Genomic DNA, 13576 nt, shown 5'->3' on the forward strand with positions numbered 1-13576 from the left:
CGGGGGAGGCGCGTTACCCGTCCTCGCCCTGGCCGCGGCGGCGGATGATCATGAACGCGGCGCCGGCGACGAGCAGCACCGCAGCAGCGATCGCGATCGGGCCGAACGCGTCGGCACCGGTCGTGGCGAGTGAGCCGCCGTCAGCGTCGGTCGAGTCGCCCTGGTTGCCCGCGGCGGGAGCGTCGGTCGACGTCGCCGAAGCGGTGGGGTCGGTCGTCGCGGTCGCGGTCGGCTCAGCGGTCTCGGTCGGCTCGGCGGTCGGCTCGGGGTCGGTAGTCGGCTCCGGGTCGGTCGTGGGGGTCGGGGTCGGCTCCGGGGTGTCCTCCGAGGCAACCCATGCGGTGTCGAGCAGCCAGTTGGCCATGTCAACGTTCGAGAGGTAGTCGGTGCGCACGAGGTCGTGGCCGGTGGCCATGCTGAGGAGGTCCTCGGAGTACGCGCCCTTCGCAAAGTAGGGAACGAGCATGGTGGTGTGGTTGTTCGAGAACCAGTCCTGCGTGGCCGGGGTGCCGACGCCGTTCGGCTCCATGGGGCCCCAGTCGCCGAGCACGTAGTCGGTCGAGCCCTCAACGGGAATCTGGTTGCCGTCCTCGTCGGTCACGTAGTCCGCGCCCGAGAGGTAGCCGGTCTCGTGGTCGGCGGTGACGATCACGAGGGTGTCGTCCCAGCTCGAGTTGGTCTCAACCCAGTTGACGACCGAGTCAACGGCGGCCGCGAAGTCGACGGTCTCGTCGATGTCGCGCTGCGTCTGGTTGGCGTGACCGGCCCAGTCGATCGCGCCGCCCTCAACCATGAGGAAGAAGCCGTTTTCGTTGTTGTCGAGCACGTTGAGCGCACCCTCGGTCATCGTCGAGAGCGAGACGACGTCGTTGTAGGCAGCCTCGTCGCTACGGCCCTGCTGGAGGGTCGAGCCGACCTGTGCGAGGCCGAAGACGGTCTCGGGGGTCTCACCGGTGGTGAGCGCCTCGAAGTCAGCGTCGTCCTCAACGAAGGTGAAGTCGGTCTCGCCGGCGGCGAGCTGGTTGTACGACTCCTCCGAGATGTAGCTGAAGTCGCCGGTGGCCTGCTGCTCGTTGTCGTCGTTGTAGTACGGGTGGCCGGCACCCATCACGACGTCCATGTAGCCGTTCGAGATCTGGTCGGCAGCGATGCCGTGGTGGTCGTTGCGGTTCGCGTTGTGCGCCGAGAACGCCGCCGGGGTGGCGTGCGAGAACGGCACCGAGCTGACGACACCGGCCGACTTGTCGAGCGCGTCCGCGCGCTCGGACACGTTCTCGACGACGTTGCCCTCGTAGTCAACGCCGATGCCGGCGTTGTAGGTCTTGTGACCGGTGGCCATCGCGGTGCCCGCGGCGGCCGAGTCGGTCGGGTTCTCCTTCGACGACTCGAAGTCGTTCTAGGCGGAGAACGAGTCGTAGGGGGTCTGCTCGTACCAGGCGGTCTCCATCGAGGTGTGCTCCCACGACTGGAAACCCTCGGTCGGGGTCGAGTTGCCGCCCCACGGCTGCACCTTGTTGTCGCCGCCGCGGTCAACCTGCCAGTAGACCTCGTTGTTCTCGTAGGCGTTCATGTTGTCGAGGTGGTTGTACCCCCATGCCGTCACCGATGAGGAGGATGACGTTCTTCGGGCCATCTGCCGCGGTGGCGGCGGATGCGGGCGTTGCGAATGCGAAGCTTCCGAGCGCGACGGCTGCGGCGGTGGCGCAGACCGAGAGCGACTCCACGAAGTTGCGAGTCTTCATGGCGTCCTTTCGACGATTTGTAGGGTGTACCTAACAGCTGACTGAAGAGAAGTTGGGTGTCGCAAACTGCGATCGCGTGCCCTCTCGGTAACGCGCGGGTAGCGAGCACAAGAAATCGACGTGTGTTGTGCAGTTCATTCGTGGTGAGGGCGCGGATGCGTCGAGCCAGCCGGCNGTGCGGGCTCGGCGCGCTAGCCTTGGAGGCATGTCCGACGCCCCCGCTAGCCCATCGATTTATCCCTTCGTGCTCACCGACGGCGTGCTCGTGATTGCCTTCGCCGCGATCGGTCGCTCGTCACATGGCGAGGCGCTCGGCGTACTCGACATCCTCGACACCGCGTGGCCGTTCCTCGCGGCGCTGCTGCTGAGCTGGGTCATTGTTCGGCTGACCGACCGCGACCACTCGAGGGTGTGGCCGGCCGGCGTGCTCATCTGGGCCGTGACCGTGTCGAGCGGACTTGCCCTGCGCATCCTCTTCGGCGACACCGCCGCGCCCGCCTTCATCATCGTCGCGACGATTACCCTCGCGGTGTTCCTGCTCGTGCCCCGGCTTGTGTGGCAGCTCATCCGTCGGCGTCACCGCACGCCCGTAGCGAACACTGAGATGTAGCGGCAAAGTCTGGGGAAAAATCCCGGTGCGCGGCGAGAGTAGGCCGTAGACTTGCCTGAAGCGCACTACTTAGAGGAGAACTGATGTCGAGCTCTGCACTTCAGCGGAACCCGTACTTCAATGGCGAATACCAGCGACGAAACCAGCACTCGGGCGTAGCCCAGAATGCACAGGCGCAGTTTAACCAGGCGTACGGCAACCCCCAGACTGGTCAGCAGTACGGCCAGCAGCAGNGCCTATGGGCAGCAGCAGGCGTACGGCCAGCAGCCCCAATACCAGCAGCCGGCGCCAAGCCCCGAGCAGCTGAACCGCCAGTACGACATGCCGTCGCCGTCGAACGACCAGCTCGACCGCATGACGATGGAAGACACCATCGCGAAGACCGCTGGCATGTTCGGCGTGCTGCTCGTTGCGGCCGCCCTCACCTGGTTTACCGTGCTCGCCGCACCGGCCGTCGGCTACGGCCTCACCGTCGCGGGGAGCATCGGCGCGTTTGTGCTCGCGCTCGTGATGACCTTCCGTCGCGAGCCGTCGCCCGTGCTCACGACGATCTTCACGATCGCCGAAGGCCTCGTCGTCGGTGGCTTCTCGTCGATCCTCGAACAGGTCTACCCGGGCATCGTGCTGCAGGCCACGCTCGCGACCCTCGTCGTCATCGGCGTGACCCTCGCCCTGTTCAGCTCGGGCAAGGTTCGCACCTCGCCGAAGCTCACGAAGTTCGTGATGATCGTGATGATCTCCTACGCGGCGTTCTCGCTCGTGAACTTCATCCTGCAGGTCACCGGCGTCGTCAGCGACCCCTGGGGTCTGCGCACGAGCGTCGAGATCTTCGGCATCCCGCTCGGCGTCATCGTCGGTATTCTCGCGGTGCTCATGGGCGCCTACATGCTGATCATGGACTTCGAGTTCATCCAGAACGGCGTGAAGTCGGGTGCCCCGCGCAAGTACGGCTGGGTCGCCGCCTACTCGCTCATCTCGACCGTCGTGTTCATCTACATCGAGATACTGCGACTCATCGCGATCTTCCGCGGCAACGACTAGTTCCGCTCGAAACATCACGCCCCCGTCGCGCGCAAGCGCTGCGGGGGCGTGGTGTTTCCGGAAATTCACCAATGGGGCGCATGCTGGTCGCTATGGCACAGCGCATGCCGTGGCTCATCGGCCACCGCGGGGCTCCCGCATACCTCCCCGAACACACCGCCGCCAGCTACGCCCTGGCGATCTCGCAGGGTGCCGATGCGGTGGAGCCCGACCTCGTGCCCTCGGCCGACGGCGTGCTGGTGGTGCGCCACGAGCCGCTGCTCGACGACACGACCGACGTCGCCGAGCATCCGGAGTTCGCCGCGCTGCGGCGCGAGGCGACGCGCGACGCGGCGGCCGGCTGGTACGCCGAAGACTTCACGTGGGCTCAGCTGCAGACGCTGCGCGCCGTCGAGCGCCTGCCCGAGCTGCGCCCCGCATCCGCCGCCCACTCGGGCGAGCAGGGGCTGTTGCGCCTGCGCGACCTTGTGCTGCTCATCGACGAGGCGGCGACCGCTCGCGGGCGCGATTGCACGCTCGTGCTCGAGCTGAAGTGGGATGCCTGGATGCGCGCGCGCGGCTTCCGCTTCGAGAAGCTGCTCGTGCGCGAGCTTGAGCCCGTGCGCTCGGCGCGCTGCCTGCAGGGCGCGCGCATCGAGAGCTTCGAGGTGTCGGCGCTCGACCGCCTCTGCGGCTCGGCCCTCGTGCGCGAGCTCGATGCGCGCCTCGTCGTGCTCGTCGAGGACGAGCCGTGGCTGCGGCCGGGATCGGGCGAGGAGGGGCCCGAGCGATGCACCGACGAGGGGCTCGACGACGCCGCGTACCGCTACGACGGCATCTCGGTGCGCACGACGCTGCTCGACACCGACCTCGTCGACCGCGCGCACGCTCGCGGCCTCGAGGTATTCACCTACACGCTGCGTGCCGAGGCGCCGTTCGTGCCGCCGGAGTTCGCGGGACGACCCTTCGACTACTGGCGCGCGCTGGCCGCGACCGGGGTCGACGGCGTGTTCGCCGACGACCCGGGGGCCTGCCGCGCTGCGCTCAGCGGCGAGTCGCAGCTCGGCGAGGATGCGCCGGTCGCGGGCGAGGTTTCGGCCGCCTGAAGCACGAGGCCGGGGCGCCTGTCGGCCTGTGGATGAACGGGGCCGGTGTCGGGGGCGCCGCCTAGGATGGATTGGCCATGACCTATCTGTCGTATGACCCCATTCCTGCCGACCTCGTGGACGGCCTGAACCCGCCGCAGCGCGCTGCCGTCGAGTATCGCGGCGACGCGCTGCTCATCATTGCGGGTGCGGGGTCGGGCAAGACGCGCGTGCTGACGCACCGCATCGCCGGGCTCATCGCGACACGCGAGGCGTGGCCGAGCCAGATTCTCGCGATCACCTTCACGAATAAGGCCGCGGCGGAGATGCGCGAGCGTGTGGGGCACCTGCTCGGCGAGACGGTGCAGGGCATGTGGATCTCGACGTTCCACTCGGCGTGCGTGCGCATTCTGCGCCGCGAGGCCGAGAAGTTCGGCTACCCGCAGGGCTTCACCATCTACGACTCGGCCGACTCGAAGGCGCTGGTGAAGCGCATCGTCAAGGCGCTCGAGGCAGAGTCGCTCGGCGTGACGCCCTCGCACGCGCTCAACCGCATCTCGGCGCTGAAGAACGAGCTCATCGACCCCGACGGCTTCGCACGGAAGGTCGACGCATCGAACCCGCGCGACCAGCTCGTGCTCGAGATCTACCGGCAATACCAGCGCGAGCTCGAACGCAACCGCGCGTTCGACTTCGATGACCTCATTACCCAGACGGTCTGGCTGTTCCGCGCGTTCCCTGACATCGCCGCACTCTACCGCCGCCGCTTCCGCCACGTGCTCGTCGACGAGTACCAAGACACCAACCACGCGCAGTACGCGCTCATCCGCGAGCTGACGCACGCGACGCCGGCGCAGCACGTGCCCGCCGACACCCGCATCGAGCTCGCCGCCGACGGCTCGATTCCGCCCGCATCCCTCACGGTCGTGGGCGACTCCGACCAGTCGATCTACGCGTTCCGCGGCGCCGACATTCGCAACATCACCGAGTTCGAGCACGACTTCCCGGGCGCCGAGACGATCCTGCTCGAGCAGAACTACCGCTCGACCCAGAACATCCTCGACGCCGCGAACGCGGTGATCGGCAACAACTTCGACCGCCGCGAGAAGAGCCTCTGGACGGCCGAGGGAGCGGGCAAGCAGATCGTCGGCTTTGCGGGCTTCTCGGCGCACGATGAGGCGCAGTTCGTCGCCGACGAGATTCATAAGCTGCACGACTCGGGCACGAACTTCAACGACATCGCGGTGTTCTACCGCACCAATGCGCAGACGCGTGCGCTCGAAGAAATCCTGATTCGCTCGGCCGTGCCGTATCGGCTCATCGGGGGCACGAAGTTCTACGAACGCGCCGAGGTCAAGGACATCCTCGCGTACCTCCTCAGCGTCGCGAACCCGAACGACGAGCTCTCGCTGCGCCGCATCATCAACGCGCCGAAGCGCGGCATCGGGCCGGCGACGGTCACCGCGATTTCGAACTTCGCGAACGAGCACGACATCACGTTCCGCGAGGCGCTGCGCCGGGCCGACGACCTCGGGGTGGGGCCAAAGCTGCGCGGCAAGATCGCCGAGCTCGCGCAGATTCTCGACCACGCCGAGGCCTCGATCGACCCGCAGCGGCCGACCGGCCCCGTACTCGTGTCGAAGATGCTCGAGACGATCATCGAACAGACCGGCTACATCGACGCGCTGCGCGCGACGGGCAACCCGCAGGACGACGCGCGCGCCGAAAACGTCGAGGAGTTCATCAACGTCGCGAAGGAGTTCGACAAGCAGCACCCCGACGGCAACCTCGTCGACCTGCTCACCGAGGTCGCCCTCGTCGCGGCCGCCGACGACATCGATGACGAGTCGGGCGCCGTGTCGCTCATGACGCTGCACACCGCGAAGGGGCTCGAGTACGAGGCCGTGTTCCTTACCGGCGTCGAGGAAGAGCTCCTGCCGCACCGCATGAGCGCGGATGAGCCCGGCGGGCTCGCCGAAGAGCGGCGCCTGTTCTACGTGGGCATCACCCGAGCGCGCCAGGTGCTGCACCTCTCGCTCGCCGTGTCGCGCACGCAGTACGGCGAGGCGTCGACCGCGATGCCGAGCCGGTTCCTCGACGAGATCCCCGCGTCGCTCATCGCGTGGCGGCAGTCGCCGCAGGATGTCATGTCGCGGCCGACGCTGCGCCCGACCGGCTCGTCGGGCTGGGGCGGGGGAGAGCGCCGCTTCGGCGAGGTGCGCACGAGCAATGTGCTCGAGGGTGCGCGGGGGCTCAAGGAGCCCTTCAACCCGCGGCGCGGCAAGCGCAGCTTCGACAACACCGTGACGGGCGCGGTGAAAGACAACGCCGACCTCGAGCTCGCCCACGGCGACCGCGTCAAGCACACCGACTTCGGCGACGGCACCGTTCGTGCCGTGCTCGGCACGGGGTCGAAGCGCGTCGCCGAGGTCGATTTCGACGAGGTCGGCCGCAAGAAGCTGCTCATCAAGGTCGCGCCGCTCGAGAAGCTCTAGGGCGCTGCGTCACGAGGGTTGACGTCACTCACCGTCGATAGGCTGGTGCGAAGCGGAATTTGCCCGAAGCACGGCCGGATGCGGAGCCCAAGTGACCAAAGTGAACGACCCCACCAAGACCAGCAGCACTGCCGGCATCGGCGCGGTCGACAACGTCTGGCAGGTGCCGGGCGACGACCTCACCGCGAGGCTGCAGACGGATGCGGTGGCCGGGCNTCTCGAGCGCCGAGGTCGCCGCGCGCCGGGCGGAGTTTGGCCCGAACGAGCTCGAGGACACGGAGCAGGAGACGCGCCTGCAGCGGTTCCTCAAGCAGTTCCGCGACCCTCTCGTGTCACTTCTGTTCGTCGCCATCGCGATCTCGACGCTCGCCTGGATCCTCGAGGGCGCGCACGGCGCCCCGATCGACGCGATCGTCATCGCGATCATCGTCATCGCGAACGCCGTGATCGGCTACGCCCAGGAGAGCAAGGCGGCCGACGCGGTCGCGGCGCTCGCGAAAATGTCGGCGGCGATGTCGACGGTCGTTCGCGACCGACACAAGACGCGCATCCCGTCGAGCGAGCTCGTGCCGGGCGACATCCTGCTGCTCGAGGAGGGGGATGCGGTCGGTGCCGACGGCCGCCTGCTCGAGGCGACGAATCTGCGCATCCAGGAGGCATCGCTCACCGGCGAGGCGATCGCGGTCGACAAGCAGACCTTGCCGCTCGCGGGCGAGCCGCCGCTCGCGGAGCGCGACAACTGCGTGTTCAACGGCACCGGCGTCGTCGAGGGCGTCGGCCGTGCCGTTGTGACCGCGACCGGGATGCGCACTGAGATGGGCGCGATCGCGACGCTCCTCGACGCGACCGAGCAGGAAGAATCGCCGCTCAAGCGCGAAATCACGCGAATCTCGAAGTGGCTCGGCATTGCGGTGGTCGGCATCGCGGTCGTTGTGATGGCGGTGCTGCTGCTCGTCAGCGACCTCGAGAGCCCGAGCGACTACGTCGAGATTCTCGTGCTCGGCGTCTCGCTCGCCGTCGCCGCGGTGCCCGAGGGCCTGCCTGCGATCCTCTCGCTCGTGCTCGCGATCGGGGTGCAGGCGCTCGCGCGCCGCAATGCGGTGATGAAGGATCTCCACTCGGTCGAGACGCTCGGCGCCGCGAGCGTCATCTGTTCCGACAAGACCGGCACGCTGACNCGCAACGAGATGACCCTGACGACGGTGGTCACCGCGAGCGGCACCGTCGAGCTCGGCGGCATCGGCTACGACCCGACTTCGGGCGCCGTCGTCGCGCGCACGAGCGAGCGGGCGCAGGCCGAGGCCGAGCTCGCGGTGCTGATCGGCGCCGTCGCGAACAACTCGCAGCTCGACGAGGGGGAGTCGGGCTGGGAGATCCTCGGCGACCCGACCGAGGCGGCGTTCCTCGTAGCCTGGCCGAAGTTCGCGTCGTCGCGCGAGCTGCCCGGCGAGCGCACCGCGGAGGTGCCGTTCAGCTCGGAGCGCAAGCGCATGTCGGTGCTCGTCGACGGCCGGATGTTCACGAAGGGCGCGCCCGACGTGATCCTCGAGCTGTGTACGCACGAGCTCGTCGGCGAGGAGCCGCAGCCCCTCACCGACGCTCGCCGCGAGGAGATCGCGCGCGCGATCATCGAGCTCTCGGCGAAGGGGATGCGCACCCTCGGCACCGCGTTCAAGGACGTGGGGGAGCGGTGCGAGCTCAGCGCCGCCGACGAGGCCGGGCTCTGCTTCGCGGGCTTCGTCGGCATCCTCGACCCGCCCCGCGAGGAGGCGAAGCGGGCCATCGCGGAGGCGCACGGCGCGGGCATCCGCACCATCATGATCACCGGAGACCACCCCGTCACGGCCGCGAGCATCGCCGGGCAGCTCGGGGTCGCCGACAACCAGCGCGTCATGACCGGCGCAGAGGTGGATGCGCTGTCGCCCGAGGAGCGCGCGAAGGTCGTGCACGAGGTCGACGTGTACGCACGCGTTGCGCCGGAGGACAAGCTGCACCTCGTGGATGCACTGCGGCGCGACGGTCAGATTGTCGCGATGACCGGCGACGGCNGCCCGCCGTCAAGGCGGCCGACATTGGCGTCGCGATGGGCATCAACGGCACCGAGGTGACGAAGGAAGCGGCGCGGATGATCCTCGCCGACGACAACTACGCGACAATCGTGTCGGCCGTGAAGCGCGGCCGGGTCGTGTTCGACAACATCCAGAAGTTCCTCCGCTACCTCCTCAGCTCGAACATGGGTGAGGTCTGCACCGTATTCTTCGGCGTCGTGCTCGCCGGGGTCATCGGCCTCAGCGACCCGAACAGCTCTGACCTCGTGCTGCCACTGCTCGCGACCCAGGTGCTCTGGATCAACCTCGTCACCGACTCGGCGCCGGCGCTCGCGCTCGGGCTCGACCCGGCCGACGGCGACGTCATGCGGCGCAAGCCCCGCAGCCTCGACGACCACGTCATCGACGCCGCGATGTGGCAGCGCGTCATCTTCATCGGGCTCGTCATGGGCGCCGTGACCCTCCTCACGATCGACATGTTCCTGCCGGGCGGCCTCGTCGAGGGCACCGACTCGCTCGAGGTCGCGCGCACGGCCGGCTTCACGACCCTCGTGGTCGCGCAGCTGTTCAACGTGTTCAACTCGCGGTCGGCCCACGCGTCGGCGTTCAGCAACCTCTTCACGAACCGCTGGCTCTGGGCCTCCGTCGGCCTCGGCCTGGTGCTGCAGGTCGCGGTCGTGCAGGCGCCGTTCATGCAGGTCGCCTTCGGCACCGCGGCGCTCGACCTCCAGCACTGGCTCATCGCGATCGCGATGGGGTCGATCGTGCTCTTGGCTGAGGAAATCATGAAGATGCTCTACCGACTCCGCCGCCGTAACCGGGCTGCCTGAGCCGCCGTCGTTTCACAGACTTCACCCGCCGTTTGTCGACGCCGCGCGGGCCGCGAAATACGGTGAGGGTGTGGCGTCGGCGTGAGGGGTACGGATGCGCTGGTATCGATGGATCGTGCGGGTGCTGTTCGCCGTCATCTTCATCGGCGGCGGCATCGCGCACTTCGTGCTCGGCCGCACGCAGCCCGACAGCTACGCGGCCTTCGCCGACACTGCGCTCTTCCCGTGGCTGACGAGCTTCTGGCACTCCTCGGTGATGCCGAACATCGGCTGGCTCACGATCGCGCTCGGCGTCTTCGAGCTCGCGTGCGGCGCCGGGATCCTCTGGCGGCGCACCGAGCGGCTCGCGATCGTCGGCATGATCGCGTTCCTCGTGTTCATCACCGTCCTCGGCTACGGCTTCCCGGCCGAGACCGTCGCCGACGACCTGCTCGCGAACCGCCTCATCACGATCGGCATGATCGTGCTGCTCCTCCCGCTGCTGTTCGCGCCGCGTCGCTCTGGTACGCGAGCGTCGGCGGGCACGCAGAACGGCGACGACTGAGCGGGTGCGCCGCTCGACCTTGCCTTGGGTCGAAGAACCCAAGAGGATCATCTACCGCCGCCGCCACCGCGCCCGCGTGGCCCGAGCAGCCGCTAGTGCGCGTCGTCCTGGCCGGTGACGTGGACGGCGTAGCCGTCGCAGCCTGCCGTCGACCAGTGGTAGACGTAGTTCGGGTCGAAGTCGGGGCTGTTGGTGTTGTTCTCGCCCCACAGGGCATCCTGGAAGCCCGGGGTCGCGTCGTCCCAGGTGCCGGGGATCACATACCCCTCGGACAAAGGCACACCGGGGGTCACGGCCTCGTCTTGAACCGCGCCGTCGAACGGACGGTCGTAGTAGACCCACCGCCACTCAAAGCCGGCGTCGGCCATGCACGCGGCGATGTAGTATTGCTGCAGGCTCCAGACATCGACGAGGCCCTGGTCGTCGGCGAGCTCCTGGCCCGCGAGCGAGTCGATCGGCGGGAGCTCGGGGAGCGACTCGACCGGGTCGGAGAGGAACTTGTCGGGGTCGACCGGGAGATCCTGGAACGCGACCTGGTCGCTGTAGACCCAGGTGCCGGTATTCTGGTCGATCTCGACGCCGGCCGGGAGACCCTCGGGCGTCGCGAACGGCTCGGCCTCCGCCTCGGTAGGCGTTGATTCCTCCGGTGCGCCATCGGTGCCGTCCGGCACCGCCGCCGTTTCGGTCGGCTCGGCGGTTCCGGATGCGGTCGGCGCGAGCGCCGCGGGATCGACCGGGGCCGCGCATCCGAGCAGCGTCACGAGAGCAATGGCCGAAGTCACGAAGAGGGATGCGGGTGCTGCGCGGCGTGCGGTCACGATGCGGCCTTTCAATGGGACGATGCGTCTTTGGTGTCGAGCAGGATGATCCTCGCACCCGCCAGCGACATGCCCGCCCGCGCGAGCCCCGCATCCGCCCCTCACAACCTGCAAACCCGGTGAATTGCGGGAAGACAGGTCAGTTATGCTTGCCAGCGGATGTGCGCCGCGGCGCTTCGTTTCTCGAGCCACGCACTCGACACTTTTCGCGCGGTCGCTCCGCCCCCAGTTCGTGCTCGTGTGAGCAAGTCAAACGCGGCAACGCCGTGGATTGGAAGAAACGTGGATCTTTTCGAGTATCAGGCTCGCGACCTGTTCGAGGCACACGGTGTTCCGGTGCTGAAGGGCATCGTCGCAGACACCCCCGAAGACGTGAAGGCTGCTGCGGAGCAGCTCGGCGGCGTGACCGTCGTCAAGGCGCAGGTCAAGACCGGCGGCCGCGGCAAGGCTGGCGGCGTCAAGGTCGCGAAGACCGCTGACGACGCGTACGAGGCGGCGAAGAGCATCCTCGGACTCGACATCAAGGGCCACATCGTCGAGCGCGTGATGGTTGCCGAAGGCGCCGACATCAAGGAGGAGTACTACTTCTCGGTGCTCCTCGACCGCGCGAACCGCAACTACCTGGCCATGTGCTCGGTTGAGGGCGGCATGGAGATCGAGCAGCTCGCCGAAGAGCGCCCCGAGGCCCTCGCCCGCGTCGCCGTCGACCCGATCGTCGGCATCGACGAGGCCAAGGCACGCGAGATCGCCGAGGCCGCTGGCTTCTCGGCCGAGCTCGTCGAGAAGGTCGTCCCGGTCTTCCAGAAGCTCTACGACGTCTACGTTGGTGAAGATGCCACGCTCGTCGAGGTGAACCCGCTCGTGCTCACCGGCGAGGGCAACATCATCGCCCTGGACGGCAAGGTCACGCTCGACGACAACGCTGCGTTCCGCCACGAGGCGCACGAAGCCCTGCGTGTCGCGGCCGGTGGCCTCGACCCGCTCGAGGAGAAGGCCAAGGAGCACGACCTCAACTACGTCAAGCTCGACGGCCAGGTGGGCATCATCGGTAACGGTGCCGGCCTCGTCATGTCGACCCTCGACGTCGTCGCCGGCGCCGGCGAGAAGCACGGCAACGTGAAGCCCGCGAACTTCCTCGACATCGGTGGTGGCGCCTCGGCTGAGGTCATGGCTGCCGGCCTTGACGTCATCCTCGGCGACGAGCAGGTCAAAAGCGTGTTCGTCAACGTTTTCGGTGGCATCACCGCGTGCGACGCTGTCGCGAACGGCATCGTCGGCGCGCTGCAGCAGCTCGGAGACGCCGCCACCAAGCCCCTCGTTGTGCGCCTCGACGGCAACAACGTCGAAGAGGGTCGCGCGATCCTCGCTGACTTCAACCACCCGCTTGTCACCGTCGTGGCGACCATGGACGAGGCCGCCGACAAGGCCGCCGAACTCGCGAACGCCTAGGGCTCGGAAGGACTACAGAACACAATGGCAATTTTCCTCGACGACAAGTCCGTCATCATTGTCCAGGGCATCACGGGTTCGGAGGGCTCGAAGCACGCCACGCGCATGCTCGAGGCCGGCGCGAACGTCGTCGGTGGCACCAACCCCCGCAAGGCCGGTCAGACGATTGAGCTCGCGGGCAAGGAGCTGCCGATCTTCGGCACCGTGAAGGAGGCCATGGAGGCCACCGGCGCGAACGTCACCGTCATCTTCGTGCCGCCGGCATTCGCCAAGGGCGCCATCGTTGAAGCGGCCGAAGCCGAGATCCCCCTCGCCGTCGCGATCACCGAGGGCATCCCGGTCAGGGACGCCGCTGAGGCGTTCACCCGCGTGCAGCAGCTCGGCAAGACGCGCCTCATCGGCCCGAACTGCCCCGGCATCATCACCCCCGAGGTGTCGCTCGCGGGCATCACCCCGGCGAACATCACCGGCAAGGGCCCGATCGGCCTCGTGTCGAAGTCGGGCACGCTGACCTACCAGATGATGTACGAGCTGCGCGAGATCGGCATCTCGACCGCCATCGGTATCGGCGGCGACCCGGTCATCGGCACCACCCACATCGACGCGCTCGAGGCGTTCCAGAACGACCCCGAGACCAAGGCCATCGTCATGATTGGTGAGATCGGTGGCGACGCTGAAGAGCGCGCGGCCGAGTACATCAAGGCGAACGTCACCAAGCCGGTCGTCGGCTACGTGGCTGGCTTCACCGCGCCCGAGGGCAAGACCATGGGCCACGCTGGCGCCATCGTTACCGGTTCGGCGGGCACCGCCGCCGCGAAGAAGGAGGCCCTCGAGGCCGCCNNNTTCGCGTGGGCACGACCCCGACCGAGACGGCGAACATCATGAAGGAAATCTTCGCCGGCCTCTAGCCACCAAAATGCGTTGAGTGGTCGGTT

10 protein-coding genes and 2 pseudogenes are annotated in these 13576 nt (G+C 67.9%); 9 read left to right on the forward strand and 3 right to left on the reverse strand.

All coding sequences use genetic code 11. From position 1 onward, the window contains the following. Positions 1 to 13: 13 nt before the first annotated feature. A pseudogene (locus ID132_RS06240) lies at positions 14 to 1357 on the reverse strand (alkaline phosphatase); the annotation flags it as partial. Positions 1358 to 1396: 39 nt separating this feature from the next. Then, on the reverse strand, positions 1397 to 1603 hold the full coding sequence (locus ID132_RS06245) for a hypothetical protein (RefSeq protein WP_193128132.1): 207 nt from the start codon (positions 1601 to 1603) through the stop codon (positions 1397 to 1399). 344 nt (positions 1604 to 1947) lie between these two features. Here ID132_RS06245 and ID132_RS06250 point away from each other — a divergent pair, with 344 nt between their 5' ends. The 7 genes from ID132_RS06250 to ID132_RS06275 all read left to right on the forward strand — a co-directional run bounded on the left by ID132_RS06250 (position 1948) and on the right by ID132_RS06275 (position 10374). Beyond that, a complete protein-coding gene (locus ID132_RS06250) occupies positions 1948 to 2352 on the forward strand; it encodes a DUF3054 domain-containing protein (protein WP_125107051.1) in 405 nt (134 codons plus the stop codon). Between the two features lie 321 nt (positions 2353 to 2673). Continuing rightward, positions 2674 to 3393 carry a Bax inhibitor-1/YccA family protein gene (locus ID132_RS06255; RefSeq protein WP_235988349.1) on the forward strand — a complete coding sequence of 240 codons (720 nt, stop codon included), beginning with the start codon at positions 2674 to 2676 and terminating at the stop codon, positions 3391 to 3393. A gap of 80 nt (positions 3394 to 3473) precedes the next feature. Beyond that, positions 3474 to 4478 (forward strand): glycerophosphodiester phosphodiesterase family protein, encoded by a 1005-nt coding sequence (locus ID132_RS06260; RefSeq protein WP_211198296.1) that lies wholly within the window; start codon positions 3474 to 3476, stop codon positions 4476 to 4478. A gap of 77 nt (positions 4479 to 4555) precedes the next feature. Beyond that, on the forward strand, positions 4556 to 6952 hold the full coding sequence (locus ID132_RS06265) for an ATP-dependent helicase (protein WP_193128134.1): 2397 nt from the start codon (positions 4556 to 4558) through the stop codon (positions 6950 to 6952). A gap of 200 nt (positions 6953 to 7152) precedes the next feature. Further along, positions 7153 to 9060, forward strand: coding sequence for a cation-translocating P-type ATPase (locus ID132_RS06270; RefSeq protein WP_235988350.1), 1908 nt, complete (start codon positions 7153 to 7155; stop codon positions 9058 to 9060). After that, positions 9036 to 9830, forward strand: coding sequence for a cation transporting ATPase C-terminal domain-containing protein (locus ID132_RS13755; protein WP_235988351.1), 795 nt, complete (start codon positions 9036 to 9038; stop codon positions 9828 to 9830). Before ID132_RS06270 ends, ID132_RS13755 begins: the two co-directional genes overlap by 25 nt. A 94-nt stretch (positions 9831 to 9924) precedes the next feature. Then, entirely contained in the window at positions 9925 to 10374 is a 450-nt protein-coding gene (locus ID132_RS06275) for a DoxX family membrane protein (protein WP_125107055.1), read from the forward strand. A gap of 92 nt (positions 10375 to 10466) precedes the next feature. Here ID132_RS06275 and ID132_RS06280 read toward each other — a convergent pair whose 3' ends face one another. Continuing rightward, positions 10467 to 11192, reverse strand: a complete 726-nt coding sequence (locus ID132_RS06280) for a hypothetical protein (RefSeq protein WP_125107056.1) — start codon at positions 11190 to 11192, stop codon at positions 10467 to 10469. A gap of 282 nt (positions 11193 to 11474) precedes the next feature. Here ID132_RS06280 and sucC point away from each other — a divergent pair, with 282 nt between their 5' ends. Both sucC and sucD read left to right on the forward strand, forming a co-directional pair. Then, on the forward strand, positions 11475 to 12641 hold the full coding sequence (gene sucC, locus ID132_RS06285) for an ADP-forming succinate--CoA ligase subunit beta (protein WP_125107057.1): 1167 nt from the start codon (positions 11475 to 11477) through the stop codon (positions 12639 to 12641). A gap of 24 nt (positions 12642 to 12665) precedes the next feature. Then, positions 12666 to 13549, forward strand: a pseudogene (sucD, locus tag ID132_RS06290) (succinate--CoA ligase subunit alpha). Positions 13550 to 13576: the final 27 nt, after the last annotated feature.

This window comes from Gulosibacter sediminis, assembly GCF_014904065.1.
GTDB classification, from domain to species: Bacteria; Actinomycetota; Actinomycetes; order Actinomycetales; family Microbacteriaceae; genus Gulosibacter; species Gulosibacter sediminis.

Coding starts and splice junctions, on each gene's coding strand:
- ID132_RS06250 (WP_125107051.1), top strand. CDS start 1,948: ATGTCCGACGCCCCCGCTAGCCCATCGATTTATCCCTTCGTGCTCACC.
- ID132_RS06255 (WP_235988349.1), top strand. CDS start 2,674: ATGCCGTCGCCGTCGAACGACCAGCTCGACCGCATGACGATGGAAGAC.
- ID132_RS06260 (WP_211198296.1), top strand. CDS start 3,474: ATGCTGGTCGCTATGGCACAGCGCATGCCGTGGCTCATCGGCCACCGC.
- ID132_RS06265 (WP_193128134.1), top strand. CDS start 4,556: ATGACCTATCTGTCGTATGACCCCATTCCTGCCGACCTCGTGGACGGC.
- ID132_RS13755 (WP_235988351.1), top strand. CDS start 9,036: ATGGGCATCAACGGCACCGAGGTGACGAAGGAAGCGGCGCGGATGATC.
- ID132_RS06275 (WP_125107055.1), top strand. CDS start 9,925: ATGCGCTGGTATCGATGGATCGTGCGGGTGCTGTTCGCCGTCATCTTC.